General features: G+C 32.2%; 22 protein-coding genes. 5 read left to right on the top strand and 17 right to left on the bottom strand.

Annotated features, from left to right (window positions below; translation table 11 throughout):
- The first annotated feature begins 5 nt into the window (after positions 1-5).
- Positions 6-1,196 (top strand): Pycsar system effector family protein, encoded by a 1,191-nt coding sequence (locus tag IEV84_RS07435; protein WP_188493666.1) that lies wholly within the window; start codon positions 6-8, stop codon positions 1,194-1,196.
- Here the strand turns inward: IEV84_RS07435 and IEV84_RS07430 are convergent.
- From IEV84_RS07430 to IEV84_RS07395, 8 genes are all read right to left on the bottom strand, one after another.
- Positions 1,193-3,556 carry a GAF domain-containing protein gene (locus IEV84_RS07430; protein WP_188493665.1) on the bottom strand — a complete coding sequence of 788 codons (2,364 nt, stop codon included), beginning with the start codon at positions 3,554-3,556 and terminating at the stop codon, positions 1,193-1,195. The two genes, IEV84_RS07435 and IEV84_RS07430, sit on opposite strands and share 4 nt — an antisense overlap.
- Positions 3,557-3,637: 81 nt before the next feature.
- Positions 3,638-3,868 carry a DUF1660 family phage protein gene (locus IEV84_RS07425; protein ID WP_505661223.1) on the bottom strand — a complete coding sequence of 77 codons (231 nt, stop codon included), beginning with the start codon at positions 3,866-3,868 and terminating at the stop codon, positions 3,638-3,640.
- Between the two features lie 215 nt (positions 3,869-4,083).
- A complete protein-coding gene (locus IEV84_RS07420) occupies positions 4,084-5,142 on the bottom strand; it encodes a nucleoid-associated protein (RefSeq protein WP_188493663.1) in 1,059 nt (352 codons plus the stop codon).
- Between the two features lie 93 nt (positions 5,143-5,235).
- A complete protein-coding gene (locus IEV84_RS07415) occupies positions 5,236-5,775 on the bottom strand; it encodes an IS1096 element passenger TnpR family protein (protein ID WP_188493662.1) in 540 nt (179 codons plus the stop codon).
- Positions 5,776-5,879: 104 nt separating this feature from the next.
- The gene (locus tag IEV84_RS07410) at positions 5,880-6,482 is read right to left on the bottom strand and encodes an HPP family protein (RefSeq protein ID WP_188493661.1); all 603 of its coding nucleotides are present in this window, start codon (positions 6,480-6,482) and stop codon (positions 5,880-5,882) included.
- An 11-nt stretch (positions 6,483-6,493) separates the two neighbouring features.
- Positions 6,494-7,768, bottom strand: a complete 1,275-nt coding sequence (locus IEV84_RS07405; protein WP_188493660.1) for a chloride channel protein — start codon at positions 7,766-7,768, stop codon at positions 6,494-6,496.
- Between the two features lie 114 nt (positions 7,769-7,882).
- Entirely contained in the window at positions 7,883-8,272 is a 390-nt protein-coding gene (gene gloA2 / locus IEV84_RS07400) for an SMU1112c/YaeR family gloxylase I-like metalloprotein (RefSeq protein ID WP_188493659.1), read from the bottom strand.
- A 4-nt stretch (positions 8,273-8,276) separates the two neighbouring features.
- Complete coding sequence (locus IEV84_RS07395) at positions 8,277-8,834, bottom strand: sugar O-acetyltransferase (protein ID WP_188493658.1); 558 nt, start codon at positions 8,832-8,834, stop codon at positions 8,277-8,279.
- 1,286 nt (positions 8,835-10,120) lie between these two features.
- Between IEV84_RS07395 and IEV84_RS07390 the strand changes: the two genes are divergently transcribed.
- Complete coding sequence (locus tag IEV84_RS07390) at positions 10,121-10,597, top strand: TlpA family protein disulfide reductase (protein WP_188493657.1); 477 nt, start codon at positions 10,121-10,123, stop codon at positions 10,595-10,597.
- Positions 10,598-10,608: 11 nt separating this feature from the next.
- Positions 10,609-11,214: a thioredoxin family protein gene (locus tag IEV84_RS07385; RefSeq protein ID WP_188493656.1), complete on the top strand. Its 606-nt coding sequence runs from the start codon at positions 10,609-10,611 to the stop codon at positions 11,212-11,214.
- 44 nt (positions 11,215-11,258) lie between these two features.
- Here the strand turns inward: IEV84_RS07385 and IEV84_RS07380 are convergent, their stop codons facing one another.
- The 6 genes from IEV84_RS07380 to IEV84_RS07360 are packed head-to-tail and all read right to left on the bottom strand — an operon-like array spanning position 11,259 to position 15,572.
- Positions 11,259-12,038: a CDP-alcohol phosphatidyltransferase family protein gene (locus tag IEV84_RS07380; RefSeq protein WP_188493655.1), complete on the bottom strand. Its 780-nt coding sequence runs from the start codon at positions 12,036-12,038 to the stop codon at positions 11,259-11,261.
- Positions 12,039-12,097: 59 nt separating this feature from the next.
- Positions 12,098-13,120 (bottom strand): COX15/CtaA family protein, encoded by a 1,023-nt coding sequence (locus IEV84_RS07375; RefSeq protein ID WP_188493654.1) that lies wholly within the window; start codon positions 13,118-13,120, stop codon positions 12,098-12,100.
- A gap of 22 nt (positions 13,121-13,142) precedes the next feature.
- Positions 13,143-14,564 carry a CCA tRNA nucleotidyltransferase gene (locus tag IEV84_RS07370; protein ID WP_188493653.1) on the bottom strand — a complete coding sequence of 474 codons (1,422 nt, stop codon included), beginning with the start codon at positions 14,562-14,564 and terminating at the stop codon, positions 13,143-13,145.
- Positions 14,565-14,588: 24 nt separating this feature from the next.
- A complete protein-coding gene (locus IEV84_RS16590; protein ID WP_306451743.1) occupies positions 14,589-14,741 on the bottom strand; it encodes a GxxExxY protein in 153 nt (50 codons plus the stop codon).
- Positions 14,719-14,961 carry a GxxExxY protein gene (locus tag IEV84_RS07365; protein WP_306451741.1) on the bottom strand — a complete coding sequence of 81 codons (243 nt, stop codon included), beginning with the start codon at positions 14,959-14,961 and terminating at the stop codon, positions 14,719-14,721. Before IEV84_RS07365 ends, IEV84_RS16590 begins: the two co-directional genes overlap by 23 nt.
- Positions 14,962-15,002: 41 nt before the next feature.
- On the bottom strand, positions 15,003-15,572 hold the full coding sequence (locus tag IEV84_RS07360; protein ID WP_188493652.1) for an L-threonylcarbamoyladenylate synthase: 570 nt from the start codon (positions 15,570-15,572) through the stop codon (positions 15,003-15,005).
- Between the two features lie 88 nt (positions 15,573-15,660).
- On the opposite strand from IEV84_RS07360, the gene IEV84_RS07355 reads away from it, so the two are divergent.
- Positions 15,661-16,545 carry a lysophospholipid acyltransferase family protein gene (locus IEV84_RS07355; RefSeq protein WP_306451739.1) on the top strand — a complete coding sequence of 295 codons (885 nt, stop codon included), beginning with the start codon at positions 15,661-15,663 and terminating at the stop codon, positions 16,543-16,545.
- A gap of 18 nt (positions 16,546-16,563) precedes the next feature.
- Here IEV84_RS07355 and IEV84_RS07350 read toward each other — a convergent pair whose 3' ends face one another.
- Positions 16,564-17,457: a polysaccharide pyruvyl transferase family protein gene (locus IEV84_RS07350; RefSeq protein WP_188493651.1), complete on the bottom strand. Its 894-nt coding sequence runs from the start codon at positions 17,455-17,457 to the stop codon at positions 16,564-16,566.
- 79 nt (positions 17,458-17,536) lie between these two features.
- On the opposite strand from IEV84_RS07350, the gene IEV84_RS07345 reads away from it, so the two are divergent.
- Complete coding sequence (locus IEV84_RS07345) at positions 17,537-18,301, top strand: lipopolysaccharide kinase InaA family protein (RefSeq protein ID WP_188493650.1); 765 nt, start codon at positions 17,537-17,539, stop codon at positions 18,299-18,301.
- Between the two features lie 68 nt (positions 18,302-18,369).
- Here the strand turns inward: IEV84_RS07345 and IEV84_RS07340 are convergent, their stop codons facing one another.
- Positions 18,370-19,416, bottom strand: a complete 1,047-nt coding sequence (locus IEV84_RS07340) for a UDP-N-acetylglucosamine 2-epimerase (RefSeq protein WP_306451737.1) — start codon at positions 19,414-19,416, stop codon at positions 18,370-18,372.
- Positions 19,409-20,491 (bottom strand): glycosyltransferase family 9 protein, encoded by a 1,083-nt coding sequence (locus tag IEV84_RS07335; protein WP_188493649.1) that lies wholly within the window; start codon positions 20,489-20,491, stop codon positions 19,409-19,411. The genes IEV84_RS07340 and IEV84_RS07335 overlap by 8 nt, the downstream gene beginning before the upstream one ends.
- Positions 20,492-20,610: the final 119 nt, after the last annotated feature.

The raw sequence follows: 20,610 nt of genomic DNA, 5'->3' as shown, positions 1-20,610 counted from the left end.
TACCTATGAATCTTATAGAGCAAGCGCAGGATTTTGTTTATAAATTACTCAAAGATAAACTTTCTGGTTCATTTATTTATCACAATTTCAATCATACTTCTGATGTGGTTGAGGCTGTAAAAATACTTTCAGCAGAGGAAGATTTAACTGAAGAAGAACTTGAAGTGCTTGTTGTAGCAGCTTGGTTTCATGATACGGGTTATATTTACGGAGTTGAGAATCATGAAGAAAACAGTGTAAAAATTGCTACTGATTATTTAGAAAAACAAGGCAAATCAAAGGCTTATATTGACCAGGTAAATGCTTTAATCAGGGCAACATTGTATTCTTATGAACCTCAGACTATTCTTGAAAAAATAATCAAGGATGCCGATTTTTATCATTTTACAAAAGAAAATTACTGTGACAGCTGCGAATGTTTAAGAGCCGAATGGAAAATCGTCAAGCAAAAACAAACTTCTGATTTAGAATGGGCTCAGGAGAATTTAAAAATGCTGACAGAATGCCATCAGTATTATACGGATTATGCTGTAGCCAATTGGCAACCGTTAAAGGATAAAAATGTGAGCTTGATTCAGGAGAAAATTAAAAAGATAGAAAAAGAGAACGAAGCAAAAAAAGAGAAAAAAGATAAGTCTAAAAAAGAGCCTAAACTAAGTAAACCAGATCGTGGTATTGATACTATGTTTAGAGTTACTCTGAACAATCATACCCGTTTAAGTGGAATTGCCGATAGTAAAGCCAATATTTTACTATCTGTAAATGCTATCATTATTTCGATTGCTTTGTCCACCATAGTTCCTAAACTCGATAGTCCCAGTAATGCACATTTGGTTATTCCAACCTTTGTTTTGCTTACTTTTAGTGTGGTTTCTATAGTTTTTGCTATTCTTTCTACACGTCCAAAGGTTACCACGGGAGTTTTTACAAGAAAAGATATCGAAGATAAAAAAGTGAATTTATTGTTCTTCGGTAATTTTTACAAAATGCCTTTGGACGAATACGAATGGGCAGTTAATGAAATGATGAAAGACAACAGTTATTTGTACAATTCTATGATTAAGGATCTGTATTATTTAGGTATTGTTTTGGAAAAAAAATACAAATTATTACGTATCACTTATAATATTTTTATGGTCGGAATTATCATTTCATTTCTGGCTTTTTTCCTGGCGTTCAACGGCATCAGAGCTTAGTGCAAAGTGTCCAGAAGTTCTTTGTAGGTATATCTGCTGTCTAAATTTTCATCGGTATTCATTACTTTGATTCGGATAGCTTTTAAACCATAAACTCCCTGTAAATCCTCAACTTCAAATTGTTCAATTTGTGGTTCAAGGACTTTTTTGAATTGTAAAAATTTAATGTATTTTAAGTATTCTGTTTCTTCATATTGATGCGAATACACAATGGTAATTTTCTCTTTTTGAGTGATTCTTTCCGTTGTTCCTTTGATATGTGCTTTGTCAATGCGTTTTTTTACCACTTCGTAACGTGCATTATAAGTGCCATCAACATCAAAACGTTTTTCGTCCATTCGAAAGCGAATGGATATTGGTGAACTAAAAACTAAAATCAGCGAACTAACATCTAGAGTATAAGGCAGTACTTTTTTTAGTCGATGATGTTCTAATTCCATTTTGCATAAGGTTTGTAGTTGCCACAATCTGAGATTGTTCAAATACATTAAATCAAAAGATTGTGATGGAGTTATGGAAGCTCCAATGTATAAATTGTGTTCTACACCATCGGTTTTAAAGCGCTCAAAATAATGAGGGAAAATTGCCTGAGCTTCAATTTGTTCGTTGTCTAAAACAGCTGCCATTTCTTTGTTGATGATGGACATTGCTTCGTCAAACTTTTTTCGGGCATGATAGAACAGTTTTGTTTTTGGATCTAGATTTTCAAAATAAGCGTCAAGAAGCAATTTATCATCAGAATCTGCAATAGCATTATTCAAAAAAGGATGAATCTCTTTTTCGATGTAAGTTTGAATTTGCTGTTCCGTATCGGCTTTTAATTCTTTTTCCAAATCCTCACTATAAGTGTGTAATTCAAATTTGAGCTGTTCTAATAAAGGCAGTTTTTGTATTGATTTCGAATTTTCGAAAATAGCAATTAAATGGTTCAATTGACTTTTTAAATCTTCTTTTACCGTATTATTTCGATGTTCAGAAGAACCGTTGATGTCTATTTGACCGTACAGCGGATATACTTCATTAAAAACAATTTCTTTAAAAGTATGTTCTTTATTTGTGGCATTGGTATTTAAGTATTTTTGTGCTTCGGCTTTAAATTTCCAATATACGCTGGAATGAATGGCAGTGTATTCGCGTTGAATTATTGCTTCAATTTGATTTTGAAGGTCACTGTCGTAACGTTCCAGTGTATCAATAATATTAGGGAGAATTAATTGAAGATTGTTGGCATTGATGCTGTTCAATTGTCTTGGAGTAGCCGAGACCAGTTCGATAATACCAAGTAACTTGTCTTCTTTTGCAACAGCAGTAAAAATACAGCTTTTAATGTTTTGATCGAGTAATGATTGCGCAAACCGTTCATTTCCGGGAATAGTTGCAAAAGTTTCCACATTTGAAATTGAAATAGTTTCTTTACCTTCTAAAATTCTGTTCAATGAACAGCCTAAGAAAGCATTACAGCATTCCATTTCATTTTCATTTTGAAGAATAAAACTGCCAATACTGTTTTTGTCCAAAGGTAATTTAGTAAACTTTTTTTCATCATCATTATAGATGCTGATTCCGATTCGTAAATCGGGAATTTTGAAAATGGATCTGAAAATGCTTTCAGAAACATTAGTATCGTTTTCCGGTCTTTTATCTCTTTTTAAAAGATTACTTTTTAAATTAGAAATGGCACTTTCTTTAGTTGCGTCGAATAAGCTTATGATTCCAAATCCTTTTAAAATCCAACTTTCCGCTGGGAATTTTTCTTTCCATAAAGCTACATTGTTAAAGTTGTCCATTAATTCATCAATATCCTCCTGGCTCAAAGTTGGCGCATTTCCCGAAGGATAAATTTCTATAAAATCGGCATTGTAAAGGATACGATAATGTTTTAAAACTCCATCAGCATCGGGGATATCATAGAATAAAGGTTTGTTGTAATCAAATGTTTGATTGTAATAAGCGTTTAGAATCAAAATACAACTCAGAGCATAAAACTGATCTTCGCTAAAATCTCGTATTAATAAGTCCGATTCTCCTGCGTTTTTTACTATTTTTTTAAATCTTTTAGTACGATTGAAAATGATATTTTGAAAAGGGATAGCTACTGCTTTGATTTCATTATGAGTTAAGGCAGTAGGGAATAAATCAGCCAACAAGTTTCGGATGAGTTTTTTATTGTTTGTAATAACCGAAAAATCTTCGATTCCGGTTCTGAATTCCGGAATATGCTCAATTTCCTTTAGTAGTGATTTGGCATAATTAGAGCGGTAATCAACATCCGACAGGGCAATTTCCTCCAGAGACTCAATGAGTTTGTGAAAAGAAATCAAGGTTTTAAAAGGACTGTTTTTAGATAAATGCTGATTCATAGCTACTTTTGTTAACTATACAAAAATAGTGAATTATGCTGTTCGATGCCTTTATTTACAAGTGCTTATTTGTATTGGAAACTAATGTTGTTTTGCAACTAGCTTTTTTTGATAAAAATGAACTAAGGCTTCGTTTACTTCTTTTAATTCAGGAGTTAGAAAAGTAAGGCTGCCTTCTTCGGTATTGGTTAATTCCATTTTACAAACCGTGCATTTGTATTCTTTTAAGTGGTTGGTAATGTTTCTTGAAGTAATCATTTTGTGTCCAAACAGAGCGCATATAATTTTCTTGCTAAGAAAAAGCTTTTTCATTTCAATTAAATCCATATTAAGAGCAGGTTAATTATTTTTGGGAAATGTAAAAGTAGAATTTTATAGATAAAAACACTTAAAAAATCGACTAAGTACTTATTTTGTAAAAATAAATAAGTCTAATCTTTCTTTTTTGTATGTGGTGATTAAAAAAAATCTCCAACTGTCTAAACAATTGGAGATGAAATAAGTAGTGAAATCAAATTTTATAATGATTAAGACTTTTGTTCTTTGTTGAAATAGACTAAGTAGTAATACATTTGTTTTTCTTCGTCCCAGCCTTTTTCTACAAATTTTTCGGCGCTTTCCGGATTAATGAAATCCATTTTGATTTGGATGTTTGTATCCAAATTAATTACGTTTTTGATTGATTTTCGGGCATCGCTCACTGCTGCATTGGCAATAGGGAATGAGGTTACATCTTCGATACTGTATTTTTCTCCTTTGTCAACCTTATAGTTTTTAAACTCCGGAATCAAATCAGGATTGTCTAAAACTTCGTTTAAGAATTCAGTTTCTTCAAATTCGTCATTTTTGGCAAAATAATTTACCGAACGGTTCATGAACATAACTTCTTCTTTTTTGTCTTCGGCAGGGAAAACAACGTCTTTGGCAAAGCCCTGGCAAAATTTCAAATATTTTTTTGTGATGAAATTTTCGTCTTCAAAAGCATCAACGGATAAGAAATGCTCTAACCAATAACGGGCATCGTAGCGGTTGCTGTCAACGGTTAGGATTTTGTAACCTTCTTCTTTTTTATGATTAAAGATTAAACAACCTTTGTCTAATTTGTTCAGGTTGATTCCTTGTTGCAGAATCATTTCTAAATTAGATTCTTTTTCTTCAAATTGTAAAAAGTCACTTTGTAACTCACTTTTAAAAATTCCAATGGCATCAACAGCTGTGTTGTCGATATTAACGTTGGTTAAATGCGTTACATAAACTTCACCGTTTTTAATATGCGGATGATTGGATTGTTCAAATAAATGTTTGGTGATTTTTTTTGAAACTTCATGCAGATTAGCCGGATTGTCAAAAATTTCAGTAGCGTATTTGTACATGTCATTGTAATCCAAATCCACTTCATGAGCAAATTGAAAATAGTTTTCTTCTTTTTCTCTAAAAGGTTTCAGGAAGAATTCTTTTATTAGAGGCACAATTTCGTCTTGTAGGTTGAAAGGTTGCTCCGATAAAAAGATAGCCTCATTTCGGCTTTTATTTCCTACTCTGTGAATAGAAAGTGTCTCGATGTGTGTGTTGAATAGGTTGATCATGTGTTGTTTTTGTTTTTAGATGCGAGAGCCAAGAAAAAAGACAGCGTTTTAAGGTCTTTCATCTTGGCTCTTGATTCTTAATATCGATTTTTTCTAATTCCAATTTTCTTCAAAGCCGTAATCTTCGTAGCTGTCGTCTCCTTCAAACATGTCCATGTCGTCATCGTCCAGGCCATCTTCAAATTCGTCGTAAAAATCATCAGCATTATCTGCTTCAAAGTTTTTTTCTAAAGCTTCATCCGGCATTTCTCCGTGAGCAAATAAAGTTTCAGGATAAGTAGCACCGGCAGTCTGTTCCTCAATAGCGGCCAGTTCCACCAGGAAAGTCCACATATTGATAAAATCATACACATAAATAATTTTAGTGTTTTCCTCGTCAAGAATGTCCGAAAGTTTATAATCACTCATGATTCGTTGTTCGCCCGGAACATCTCCGGTATCAAAAAGCGAAATTTCATCCTCCTGATTCCAGGTTTCATCACAAGTATAAAAAGAAGCCACTTCCATACCGTCAAATCCAAAAGAGTTGAAGATAGCGTTGTGTAAATCTTCTAAAGTATCGTCTTCAAGTATTGCTATATCTCTGAAAATATCTTCTTCTGCGTCTAAGATTACTCTAAATTTATAAACCATAATCGTTGTTTTTTATAAAAAGCCAAAGGTACATTTAATCCTTTTTAATCCCAATGCGATTCGTTAATTTTTATTAAAAAAACAATGAAGTAGCTGATAGGGAATTAGTTATTTCGTCTCAGGCGCTTGATGAATTTAAGGTAACGTTTATGATAAGTACTGTGTGCGGGATACTTACGGCTTGGGGTCATATTATTGAAAATTAAAGCCGTAAAAAATAGAATTAATACTCCGGTTAATACAGGAGAAAGCACGTACCAATATCCTAAATCTTTGATTTTTTGAGTACCAATAATAGCAATCAGAGCCGTTGCTCCTCCCGGTGGATGCAGCGTTTTAGTGATTTGCATCAAAACAATCGACAGCGAAACGGCAAGCGGCGCGGCTATGTAAATTGTATCGGGAAATAAATAATGAACCGTTACACCGATAAAAGCAGAAATTAAATGTCCGCCAATAAGGTTTCGGGGCTGTGAAAAGGGACTTTCGATAATTCCATATACCAATACGCTCGAAGCTCCAAAAGAACCAATTAAGTAAACAATGTCCTGATGAGAAAATTGCTGACTTTGGGAATAAGCAATAAGACCTATTCCAACAAATGAACCGATGAAGGACCAAAAATGTTCTTTGTAATCAATTAATGTTTCTTTGTAAAGGATGTAACGTGTTTTGCGATAGCTACGTTTGATTTTAGTTGTTGGCATGATTTTTAAAATTAAATACTAGGAACAAAGGTGTAAACCGTGTTAGGGTAAATCATTTTTGCGGTATATTTAGAAATTAAGCAAGCAGCTAATATTGGGAAAAATAAGGTGTAATTATTAGTTAGTCCACAAACCAGAAAAATAGCTGTAAAAGGAGCGTGGATACTGGCACTCAAAACAGCGGCCATTCCAATTACCATAAAGTTAACCGGTATAATTTGGGTATCAAAAAAGGTATTGAGTACCGAAGCAACTAATAACCCCAAGAAAGCACCAATAAACAAACTAGGAGCAAAAACACCTCCGTCGCCTCCTGAAGCAAGTGTAACAGAAGTTACAATAGGTTTTAGAAGCAGAACGCCTATAAAAGTAAAAGCCAGAGTTAGGGTTAAAGGAATTTGATTATTAGCAGAAGTAATAGTTTTGATAGCGTGATAACCTTCGCCATATAATTGCGGAAAGAAAAAAAGCGAAATACTTAAAATTACCGAACCAATGATGATTTTGTAATAATGCGTTTCGATTTTTGCAAATTGAGATTTGACAAATAAAACGCATTTAGTCAGATAAACGGAGTTGATTCCGGCTAAAATACCCAATAAAATAAAGTAAGGAATAGCACTTAAATGCCAGGTGGTTATTGAAACCGCAAATAAAGGTTCTTCTTTTAAAATGGTTAATAATCCAAACGCTATAGCAACTGCAATTAGATTAGAGATTACAAACGCACGGCTTACTTTTTTGGATATGACTTCCAGGGCAAATAAGATTCCGGCAATCGGGCTGCTGAATAAAGCCGTTATTCCGGCAGCTACTCCTGCGCAAATCAGTTCCGTTTTGTATTGACGAAAAACGTTTTCCTTTTGTTGTGCTACCGATCCAATAGTTGCTGTTGCCACAACAGTAGAAACTTCGATTCCGGTTGAACCACCAAAAATAACGGTCAATAATCCGTTTATGGTATGTGAAAGAATTTTATAGGAAGGTAGATTTTTTGTTTTAGAATGGGTGCTTTCAAAAACCTCTTTGATGCCTTTATTTTCCTTTTTTCTGAACATGTAAAGTCTTAGAAAATAAATGACAGACAGACCAAAAATAGGGAAGAAGATTAAGAATAGAGGATTTGCGTTAGATTGGTGAAAGAATATTTCTTCGTAGTATTCGGTGATTTTTTTTAAACTTATTCCTAAAAAAGCGGAAAGAAAGCCAATTAATACAGAAACGATTATTAGTTTTCGAAGTTTAATGAATTGATGATTTTTTTTGATTTGCGCCGTTTTATTCATCAGAAACTAAATTTGTATAACATATTGTTAAAAAGGACTGCAAATTTAGATAAAAACAAACGAAATTTAAAAAAGAAGAACTGTTTTGTTATAATAAAATTTAGTTAAAAAAAATTAAAGTTCGTAGAATTCTATAGGCAAGAAGTCAGGATCGGCGATGAAAGTAAAGCGTTTTTGAGTGAATTCATCTATGCGAATAGGTTCTGCGGAAATATTTTTTGAATTTAAAAAAGCAACTGTTTGATTCAGATTTTCAACGGCAAAAGCCAAATGGCGCAATCCGCAGGCTTCGGGTCTTGAAGTTCTTTTCGGAGGATTAGGAAAAGAAAATAATTCTATGCAGTAATTGTTGTTAATTGCTAAATCCAGTTTATATGATTTTCGTTCTTTACGATATACTTCACGTACAATCTTTAGTCCGAGAATTTCGGTGTAAAACTGTTTTGATTTTTCATAATCAGAGCAAATGATGGCAATATGATGAATATGGCTTAGTTGAAGCATTGTTTTACTGGTTTAGTTTTCGAATCACTTTGGCGGGATTTCCAACAGCAAGAGAATTATCTGGGATATCTTTGGTGACAACCGAACCGGCTCCAATGACGCATCCGTTGCCAATGGTTACTCCGGGACAAATTACCGAATTGCCACCTATCCAACAATCGTCTCCAATAGTTATCGGTAAAGCATTTTCAAGTGTCTTTCTGAGTTCGGCATCGAGCGGATGAGTGGCGGTATAAAGTTGTACGGCGGGAGCAAAAAATACATTCGAGCCGATGTTGACTTTAGCACAATCTAGAACAACACAATTGACGTTGAAATAAACATTTTCTCCGCAAAAAATATTGTATCCATAATCACAATGAAAAGGAGGTTCTATGTGTAAGTTAGGACCTGCATTTGGGATTAGTTCTTTTAAAATTTCGCGTGCTTTTTTTGTCAATCGGTATTCGGTTACGTTCAAACGATGCAATAAATTTTTGGCTTTTCGGCGGTCTTTTACTAAGGTGGAATCGCCGGCTAAATAGTACTCGCCATCGATCATTTTTTCTTTTTCAGTTTTCATTTTTTTGAGTGTTTTTTTAGGTGGTTTTGGATATCTTTTTTTGAGTGATTTTTTGTCGAAAATAAAGTGCTGTTTTGGAGGTTTTTTGCCGCCAAAAAAAGGATGAAAAAGCAGCTTCTTTTCTTCTTGTTTTTTCAGGTTCCAATGACAGTAAAATTCATTTCGTTTTTTGTGGAAATGGATTTCTGTAAATATAAATTAAAAATTCAAGAGCTGTTGTTTTTTGAAAGGACTATTTTGAAATGAAATAGCTTAGGTGAATTTTGAGTGTCAATTTATAGTGTTGTTTTTGGGGTGAATTTGAGATTCAATTTTGTTGCAAATCGGGAAGGGGATGAGGTGTTTTTGGAGAAATAAAACAGCTGCTTTGTAAGTTGGATTTAATTAAAGTAATACTTTATGTAATAGTTGTTAATTTCATTGTTATTTTTTTAATTACTTAAGTGAATTAGTTTTTATTTGTTCTGATTTTGTTGATAGACTGAAAAAGCACAATGTTAATTTTATTGTTTATGTAATGTTTTTTAAAATACTGGAATTTAATTTTTTAAATAGTAGTTATAGATTATTTCTATTGCTTGTTTTTGTTTGTTTTTTGAGAAATTAGAGCTTTTTTAGAAACTGTTTGTAGTTAAAAAGTTCCTTTTTGGAAAGAATTGTAAAGATTGTTTTTTTTAAGTTAAAGTTGGTAAAAATAGTTTTTATTTTTGTCTTTTGGATTGATTGGAGTGCTTTTTTTAAGTTACTTTTTTGGAGGTTGTTTTTCGAATTTAAGTTTTTAATCGAATGTAAAGGTGGTGTGATTTTCAGCTTGAAACTGCTTTAGATTGGATGTTCTTTTTTTAATGATTTTGCTTTACTGATTTTTTTATTCTCAATTGTTTAGTTTCTTTTTTTTGAAATCTGATTGTTGTATCTGTGATTCGATGTGTGAAAAAGGAATGCGATTCGCTTGTTGTTAAAGAGTATTTTTTAGCGACTTTTTCAGGTTCTTTTTTTTGTGGTTTTGGTTTGGTTTTAAGTTGTTTTTTAGGCTGCTTTTTTGATGAAAAATCAAATGAAAAATCAGTTGTTTTTTTGAAAGAAAATGATGTTTTTGACTTGAGAAAAAAATGCTTTTTTTGAACGGTTTTTAATGCTGTTTTTTTAGTTCTTTTTGATGTCTTGGAGAGGAGTTTTTAGCTGATTTTTTTTGCGAAGTCACTAATAATTTTTTGTTAATGCAGCGTGAGAAATAACGTAAAGATTGTAATTTCGTTGGATTCAAAAAAAATAAAAAAACAGATATGAAATATTTTGCGTTATTGGTTTTTACAGTTCTTTTTTCTTCTCAAATTCAGGCTCAGAAAGTAGCGGTTTATGACAGTTATACCGCTTTGGAAAAAGCTGTTTTGAGTGATGCTAATACTACTTATGTTGTCAATTTTTGGGCTACCTGGTGTGCTCCCTGTGTGAAAGAATTACCTCATTTTGAGCAATTGAATTCTGATAATAAAAAAGTCAAAGTAGTGCTGGTAAGTTTAGATTTTCAGAACCAATATGAGTCCAAATTGTTGCCTTTTTTGAAAAAGAAAAACATACAATCGGAAGTGGTTTTGCTAACCGATAAGGATTATAATATCTGGTTACCGATTGTAGATAAAGATTGGTCGGGTTCAATTCCCGCCACTTTGATTATAAAAAATGGTAAAAAAGCATTCGTGGAAAAAATGTTTTCCAGCTACGAAGAATTAAATCAATATGTCAATTCAACTATTAATTAACAATTAAAACTATGAAAAAATTAGCTGCTCTCTTATTGTTTACTGCTGTCTTTTTTACGACGGCTTTTACTTCAAATGTGCCAACACCATATAAAATTGGTGATACGGCTACTGATTTTAAATTAAAATCGGTTGACGGGAAAATGTATGGTATGTCGGATTATAAAAACGCAAAGGGTTTTATAGTGGTTTTTACCTGCAATCATTGTCCTTTTGCGGTAAAATATGAAGACAGAATCAATGCTTTGGCTAAAAAATACAAATCGAAAGGTTATGTTTTGTTAGCGATAAATCCAAACGATCCCGAAGTACAACCTGAGGACAGCTTCGAATTGATGAAAGTAAGAGCCAAAGAAAAAGGTTTTGCTTTCCCTTATTTGTTTGATGAAGGGCAAAAGATTTATCCGCAATATGGCGCAACTAAAACGCCTCATGTTTTTTTATTAGACAAAAACCGTGTGGTAAAATACATTGGAGCTATTGATGATAATGTGGATAGCGCAGCTGATGTTAAAGAAAAATACCTTGAGAATGCTATTGCGGCCTTAGAGAGTGGAAAAACACCTTCTCCTGAGATGACAAAAGCAATTGGTTGTTCGATTAAGGGTAAAAAATAGTTAGAATATAATTTTCCTTCGAAAAGAGTAAAGACATTTCGTTTTTACTCTTTTTCTTTTATATATGTTTTTCTAATTACAATCAAAACAGGAATTAATAAAGAATAAATAATGAAAAACGGAATGATGAATTCAATCCAGTTCAAAGCAAGCATAACGGAGATTAGCAGTAATTGAAATCCCAGTCCATAGAGAGAAACCAGACTCATAAACCAATTAGGAAAACTTTTTAATCTGGAAGCGCCATGGTCAAGTTTGTAAATTATTTTGTCAAAACCACCGTAGGCAATGATGTAAATTTGAAATAAAAAATTGACCCATTTTTGACTTTCACCTTGGAATGCTTTTGGAGTTTTGTTTTCGAAAATTTTGCTGGTTGTATCTCCTCCGGCAGATTTATTTCTTAAAATTACATAATAATAATTGTACAAAGTGCCTTGCAGTTGAATACAAAAAAAGGCTACCAAAGTAGTTTGGAATGAACTATCGGAAATAGTACAAATAGCTGCGAGAAATAAAAAATTAAGCACAATATCAAACAGACTGTCTAAGTATCTTCCGGTATATGAAGGTGTTTTTTTTATTCGGGCAAGTTCGCCGTCAGCGGCATCGATTATTGATTTTAAAATAATAAAAAAACAAGCCAGATAATAATGTCCTTTTAAAATACAATATATGGCTATAATTCCTGATAGTCCAAAAATGAAAGTGACATGAATAGGAGTGAATCGCGTGTTTTTTAGCGTATTGGCAATCCATTTCCCTGCCGATCTGCCATAGTCAGAAAAATCAAGGAATTGGTTTTGTGCAGCAAGTTTAGACATTTGCAGGAATGAACAGGAAATGCGACAATATAGTCTATAGTAAATATAGTTAAAAAATACTATTTAGACAATCGATGCAAACTAAAGGTCATTGCTGTAAGTAAAAAGAAAGCGGTGATTTGATGTGCTAATCCTAACCATAACGGTACGCTGAACAGTAGTGTAAAAACACCTAAGCCAAACTGTATGAATACAATAATAACTAAGCTTTTGATTCCTTTTTGCTGTATTGTCGAAAGGCTGTATTGCCTGCTTTTGAAATACAAGGCAAGAATAAGTCCCACTACAATATAAGCCATAGTTCTGTGTACAAACTGAACACCACTTTTTCCTTCAACAAGATTTAAGAATAATGTTTTTTGTTCAATAAAAACACTGTCATGAACAAGTTGTCCGTCACTCATCAAAGGCCAGTGATTGTGGATTAAACCGGCATTTAAACCGGCAACAAAACCACCGTAGATAATTTGCATCAATAAAAAAACTAAGCTAATTCTAGCCAGTTTTCGAAGCGGGATTATGACTTCTGTTCTATTTGGATACAACAAGTCCAAAGCAACCCAAAGGGTGTAAGCAAAGGTGATAAAAGCAAAGGTTAAATGAAGTGAAAGTCTGAAATGACTCACGTCCGGATTGTCAATCAAGCCGCTACGAACCATAAACCAGCCTAAAAAACCCTGAAAACCACCCATGGCTAATAATACAATACATTTTTTGATGGTTTCGCCTGAAAGTCTTTTTTTGATTAGGAAATACACAAATGGAATAATGAAAACCAGTCCGATGATACGTCCGATAAAACGATGAAACCATTCCCAAAAGTAAATGAATTTATAATCGTCTAATTGGAAATCGTTATGGATATTGATTTTTTGGTATTCAGGGAATTTCTTGTATTCTTCAAAAGCTGCATTCCATTTTTCTTCGGTCAGAGGAGGGAAAGTGTCTGTTATTAAATGCCAATCGGTCATGGATAAACCCGAATTGGTCAATCTTGTAATTCCGCCCACGGTAACCATTAAAAATAAAAGGAAACATCCTGATAATAACCAAATAATGACTGATTTGTCTTCTTTTCTCATTTTTAGTGTATTGTTAAATCTGTTATTTCGTAACTTTTTTTAATCCTAGTTTTTCGGCACGTTTTAGAACAAATTGATAAGCTGCATCGTATTCGTTTGGAATTTCTCCTTCTAAAATAGCTTCTTTTACCGCTTCTTTTAAAACGCCAATTTCTCTTGATGGTTTTAAATCGAAGATTTCCATGATTTCTTCACCTGAAATAGGTGGCTGAAAATTGCGGATAGAATCTTTTTCTTCAACTTCTACTATTTTCTTGCGTACTATTTCAAAGTTCTTATGGTATTTTTTAAATTTTGTCGGATTTTTGGTTGTAATATCGGCTTCACAAAGTGTCATTAAATCTTCGACGTCTTCACCTGCATCAAAAACCAATCGACGTACGGCTGAATCAGTCACAATGTCCTGAGAAAGTACAATTGGTCGTGAACTCATCATGACCATTTTTTGTACAAATTTCATTTTTTGGTTCAAAGGCATATGCAGGCGTTCGAATATTTTTTTGACCATTTTTCCGCCCAGAAATTCGTGCCCGTGGAAAGTCCAGCCTTGTTTTTTGTTGAATTTTTTGGTTGGTGCTTTGCCAATGTCATGCAATAATGCTGCCCAGCGCAACCAAACATCATCCGTATTTGGACAAATATTGTCAACAACTTCCAGTGTGTGGTAAAAATTGTTTTTATGGGTTTGACCTTCAATTTCTTCGACTTGGTTTAAAGCCGTCAATTCGGGTAATAAAATAGAAAGAAGTCCGGTTTTATAAAGCAGTAAAAAACCAACAGAAGGTTTGTCGGTTGCTAAAATTTTATTCAATTCGTCCACGATGCGTTCTCCTGAGATGATTTTAATGCGTTCCGCATTTTTGGAGATGGATTGCAATGAATTTTCTTCGATTTCAAAATTCAATTGAGTAGCAAATCGGATGGCTCGCATCATTCGCAAAGGATCGTCCGAATAGGTAATGTCAGGATCTAAGGGGGTTTTTAGGATTTTGTTGTCCATATCCTTCAATCCGTTAAAAGGATCTAATAAGTCACCAAAATTAGATTCGTTTAATGATAATGCCAGAGCGTTGATAGTGAAATCACGGCGGTTTTGGTCGTCTTCGAGTGTACCGTTTTCGACAATAGGATTTCTGCTGTCTCGGGTATAGGATTCTCTTCGGGCTCCCACAAATTCGATTTCAGTGTCTTCAAAACGGAGCATCGCTGTTCCGTAGTTTTTAAAAACCTGAACTTTTGGTTTTTTGGGTAGTAATTCGGATACCTTTAAGGCTAATTCGATTCCGCTGCCTACAGCAACAATATCGATGTCTTTTTTAAAATCACGACCTAAAATTAAATCTCTCACAAAACCGCCTATGACGTAGCTTTCAAGTTGTAGTTCCTGAGAGGCTTGAGAAATAATTTTAAAAATCGGATGATGTAAGGCTGATTTGTAGTTCATATTGTTTTACCGCAAATTCGCAAATTATTTTTTTGAATCTATAATGCGTTTGTATTCTAATGATATTAAGTTAAAATTGGCAAGTATCGCTAATTTGTTTTTAGAGATTTTCAGGTAATTCAAACACTGATTGTAATGACTGTTGTTGAAACAATCATTCAAGAATAATTTTATCATAAACTACGAAGTCTGCATAAAATTTATGTTTTAAAGTAGTGTCTTTGTATTTTACAGAAAACTCTTTTTCTCGTTGATATGGAATATTTTGTTGTTGAAATTCATATTCAATAGCATCTTTGTATACAATTTCAGAAAAACCTTTTCCAAGATTCTTATGTACTTCAAATAGAATACCGACTATTGTATAATTTTCATCCTTATAAATGTATTCTTCCATATAAGTTTTAAAAAAATAATTTGCGAATTTGCGGTAAATTTTTATTTCCGTATCACCTTCACTTGACAGTCATTGGTCAATTTAATAATGGTTGACGGATTTTTGCAAATTTTATCGCGGTGCAAATTTACAACATAGTCCACACCTTTTATAATTTCAGGACTAATATCTTTGAAAGCAATTGGTGTAGGCTGACCAGAGATATTAGCAGAAGTAGATACCAACGGTTTTTTCATTCGTTCTAATAATTTGTAACAAAAAGGCTCTTTGACTAAACGAACAGCCAGAGTGTTATCAGCAGCGATTATATTTTTAGCGACATTTCTGGGCTGATCCAGGATTAAAGTTGTTGGTTTTTCAGATAAATCAATAATCTGCCAGGCTACTTCGGGGATTTCTTTGAAGACGTTGTACAGCATTTTTTCACCATTCATTAAAACAATCATGCTTTTGGTTTCCTCGCGTTGTTTCAATGCGTAAATTTTGGCTATTGCATCCGGATTGGTCGCATCACAACCAATTCCCCAAACGGTGTCGGTAGGATAAAGGATGATTCCCCCTTCTTTAATGATTTCGTAAGCTTTATGTACTTCGGTATTGATATCTTGCATAAGATTTTTAAATAAAAGCAAAGGTATTCAATACAAGTTGTTTTAAGAAATATGTTTTCTGTTTTCACAGAAAATAAAATTTGTATTTTTGAGCAAAATTTTACCCATGCAATTCCTTGTTTATATACTGGCTTATCCCTTGCTGATATTAATTTCGTTTTTACCGTTTCGATTACTCTATGTGTTGTCAGATATTGTTTTTGTATTGGTGTATTATGTTTTTGGATATCGCAGAAAAGTAGTGAAGGCAAATTTATTAATAGCATTTCCTGATTACACTGATGCCAGACGTAAGGAAATCGAAATTAAATTCTACAAACACATGTGTGATATGTTTTTGGAGATGATGAAAACTATGTCGATTTCAAAACAGGAAATGGAAAAGCGTTTTGTTTTTAAAAACTTGGATGTTTATTTAGACTTAGAGAAAAAAGGAAAAAGTATTGCGATGATGATGGCTCATTATGCCAGTTACGAATGGGCGATATTGATGAATACAAAAATTAGTTTCGAAGCATTTGCCATTTACAAGCGATTGAGTAATCCTTATTTTGATAATTTGGTTCGAAAAATACGTTCAAATTTTAAAACCAGATTAATTCATACCCGGGAGAGTGTTGGTATTATTGAGCGCAATGAAATTGAGAAGAATCAAGGACTTTATGGTTTTATTAGTGATCAGTCTCCAAGAGCAAAAGGAAGAAGGTATCTAGGACTGTTTATGGGGATTGAAGTGCCTGTTTTTACCGGAGCCGAAATGCTTGCCAAACGATTTGATATGAATGTGATTTATCTGAAAGTGACAAAAGTAAAGAGAGGTTTTTATGAAGCTGAAATTGAAATTTTGGCAGAAGATGTAAAAAACGTTCCTGATTATCAAATTACCGATTTGTTTCTGAAAAAAGTGGAAAACCAAATAAACGAAGCACCGGAATATTATTTATGGACGCATAAAAGATGGAAGCATCAATAGGAGGGGGGAAGTTTATTTTCATAAATTTAAATAATTGAATGCTTTTTCAGCAAATTTTATATTTTCCTTTCTACATTCTTCTAATAAACCATCGTAAATTTGTCCTTTATTTAAATGATTTAATGCGTCATCAAAAGTTGATATTGTTGGTTGATACTTGAAATCATAAAATTTAGAAGAATTAGGTATTGCAATTACTTTTTTGTTCATAAGCATTGCCCAGTACATCGTGTGATAGCTATCGGTAATAATATTTTCTGACTTTCCTATGAATTGGATTAAATCTTCCAAATTGGTAGTGTTAGATGAAGTTGCAAAATTCTTGTATTTTTTGGTAATATTTTCTTTTTTCAAAGTGTCTTTATGAAATACGATTCCGACTTCATTTTGGATATCAAAATTTTGATCAAATATAGGATGCATACAACTAACGCATGGAAGGTATTCACCAGGCATGCTAAAATCACGGGTGCCTACTAAACCAAATGATTCAATATTAATGTTGTATTCTTTAATTTTACCATATGTTTTAGGTGATTTTTCATTATGACCTATTCCCCATAAAACTATTTTTTTTCCTTTGGTGTTTAGTTTTTCAAACATTTTCATTTGTTTAGTAAAACCACCTCGGTTAAGTAAACCTCCGCCTCCGATGATTAAAGAACGATTTGAAATTTCCTCAATAAAATGTTCTCTAACAGCTTTGTTTTCACTTTTGTAATCAAAAATATCAAGACTTTTTTCTTTTAAGATGTCAAAATAATGATGTGGCGCACAATAAAAATCTCCTACGTTGTTTTTGTCAATTCTATGAATGTTAATTACGTCGTTATTATGTTGTTCTGTTTTTAAAATAGAATTGATTACTCTTTGTTTGGTAATATTTCGTTGGATAGATTTTAAAAGATTCATGAAAGTTTTTTTAGTAAGCAAAACTATAAAATATTTTACATTTGAATGTAAATAGCCAACATTGTTTTATTTTTGCATCATGAAAAATATTTTTAATTCAGAGTTTGTTGATAAAGTAGAAGTGATTCAGGATTATATTGAAAACTTCGATTCTAAAGGAGAACTTTTTGGAAACGGAAAAAGAAATAAAATCAAATTATTTGAACTTGAAGGGAAGGTAATCAATATAAAATCCTTTAAAATTCCGCATTTAATTAATAAAATCGCATATAAGTATTTTAGAAAAACTAAAGCCAGACGTTCTTATGAATATGCAACTGCTTTATTAGCTAAAGGAATTGGAACCCCACAACCAATTGCTTATTTTGAAAACTCCAATTTTATAGGATTAAACGATAGTTATTATGTTAGTGAGCATTTAGAATGCGATTTGACTTTTAGAGAATTAGTTCAGATTCCTGATTATCCTGATTATGATAATATTCTAAGACAATTTGTAAAGTTTACTTTTAAACTGCATGAAGCAGGAATTGAATTTCTGGATCATTCGCCGGGAAATACTTTAATAAAAAAATGTACTGATGAGACATATCAGTTTTGTTTAGTTGATTTGAACAGAATGATCTTTCATCATAAGATGGATTTTGAACAACGTATGAGAAATTTTAGCCGATTAACCTCGCAAAAGAAAATGATTGAGGTAATGAGTAATGAATATTCCAAGTTATACAAAGAAAAATCGGAAAATGAAATTTTTGATTCAATGTGGAAGGCAACAACTAAATTTCAGGAAGAATTTAAAAGAAAAAAAAGACTTAAGAATAAACTTAAATTCTGGAAATAGTACTTAAATTCATGAATTTGAAGAATCAATAAAGCCAATATCTACTAATTAGTTATTGGCTTTATTTTTTAGAAATATTTTTTAAAATAGTAGGTTTTTAACTGTTTTCTGATTTTCCATTTTCTCAAAAAATTAAAAGGTTTTTTCTTTAAATAAGAACGATCTTTTTTTAAGAAATCAATAGAGGCATTCACTATGCGTTGGCTGGATTTACCATCAAAATAAGGATGCGTGATTTGGATGTATTTTTCAATTTCTAATAGTAATTGTTCAGGATAACTAAGTGCGTAATCTATGTTTTTTTCAAGATCAACAACTTCGGTTACATTGATAAGGTGAGGCATTATTTTATTAGTTCTAAAAGTAACCACGGGTTTTTTTTGCAATAAAAATTCAACAATAGCAGAAGTGGTATCCGATAGCATAATATCTGCTTGTTTGAATAAAGGAACTAAATCTGTAGTGTTGTAATATTGAAAATTTTCACTGTTTAATGATTCAAATCTATCTTTTGTTGCTTGGTCTAATTTTGGATGAAGCACACAGATAAATTGGTATTTTCCGCTTTCTGCCATTTTTTTAATTTTATTAAAAACATCGTCATTAAGTGCTAAACTTAAACGAGTTGTAAATGTTGATGAAATCATAATGACAGGTTTGTTTGTTGTTTTTGTGTTTTCAATTGGGAATAAGGGGTCAACTTTAGACCATCCTGTTTCAATGACTTCAAAAAAGCCATATTTTGCAGAAAGTTCTTTAAAAACTGATGTTGTTGATGGTCCCTGAGTTAAATACAAGTCAAAAAAGCCTCTTATTCTAAAGTGTGATTTCATTTCTTCTCGTTTATTAGAGAGAAAACCATGAAAAATTTGGACTTTAATACCTGGGAAAAAATCGGGTACCATATCAGTAGCAGTTAGTATGATGTCCGGATTGAAATTGATTACTTCTTGAACTGAATTTAAAACTTTTTCAGTTTTTTGAAAATAGTTTTTTGTTTCCTCTAAATCAGAAAACCAATATACGGAATGTCCTTGAAGTTCAATTTCTTTTTGTATTGGAGTTCCAATAGGTATACTATATGGATATGAAATGTAAATAAGGAATTTATACATGATTGTTTTTTATATGACTGTTAATGAAAAGAATCATTTCTTTTTGGAATAGTTCTGGTTTTAATTTTTGATACAAATTTTCGCTTTCTTTTTTAAGTTGTTTTCTTGAAAATTTCTTGAAAATTTCGGGTAGAAAATCTTTTAGATGCACGGCTTTATGCAGGATGTTATCTTCAAAAATACTCCAACTGTCTTTATCAATCCAAGGAGAGAAAAGGGTAAAGGTAGGTTTGTTTAGGGCTTTAGCAATATTTACTGCTCCGCCATCATTTCCAATTAAGATGTTACAGTGATAAAGAATTTTTATAAGAGAGCGAAGATCGTTTCCAATAAGGTCTAAATTAATTCGGTTTTTTGCTTCAGGGCTACATTGAGAAACAATGTCTTTAATTTGATTTTTTTGACTTGGCAGGTAGTTAAGTAAAATTACTGAATCTGAATAATTAGTAGCAATTACGTTAATTAATTCGATTAAATAAGGAATTGGGTAGGTTTTGTTTTCTTCACTGCCAAAGGCACTAATCATAAGGGTTTTTGTATTTACAATGTTTATGTTTTGTTTTTCAAAAAATGATATACTTTCAGTTATTTCTTGTGGAGTTAAAAATATGTGTGGATAAGAATCTATTTTGTTCTTTTTCATTAAAAAAGAAAATAGATTTAATCTGCGTTCTATTGCTAAACCTTGATAAGTTTCTTTTTTATTAGGATGTGCTACTTTTTTATTATAAGCAAAAAATTTATCTTTCTCACGATAACCAATTCTTTGGGAAGCATTTGAAAAATAAGTTATTAGACAGCTTTCCAGTTTTCCATAGGCATCAATAACAATATCGTATCTTTCTTTTCTGATTTTAAAGATAAATTTGAAAAATGAAAGTTTACTTTTCTTATATTCGTCAGTAAATTCTATAATAGTATTAATGTTAGGATTGTTAATAATAACAGGAATAGTAAAAGAATTTACAAGATAATCTATTTGTGCATTAGGGTAGGCTTTTTTTAGATTATTGCAAATAATGGAACTGATGAGCACATCACCGATCATTTTTTGTTGAATTACAAGTATCTTCATAATTGAAATCGAATCTTTAAAGGAATACAAATTGAAGGAAAAAAAATCAATTAAGATTAGTTTTAAAATAAAAATTCCAAATTCCAATAGCTAATAATTGGAATTTGGAATTTATTAAT

Source organism: Flavobacterium palustre, assembly GCF_014639535.1.
Classification (GTDB): domain Bacteria; phylum Bacteroidota; class Bacteroidia; order Flavobacteriales; family Flavobacteriaceae; genus Flavobacterium; species Flavobacterium palustre.
The sequence above is the reverse complement of the archived record's forward strand: the minus strand, read 5'-3'. Positions and strand labels throughout refer to the sequence as shown.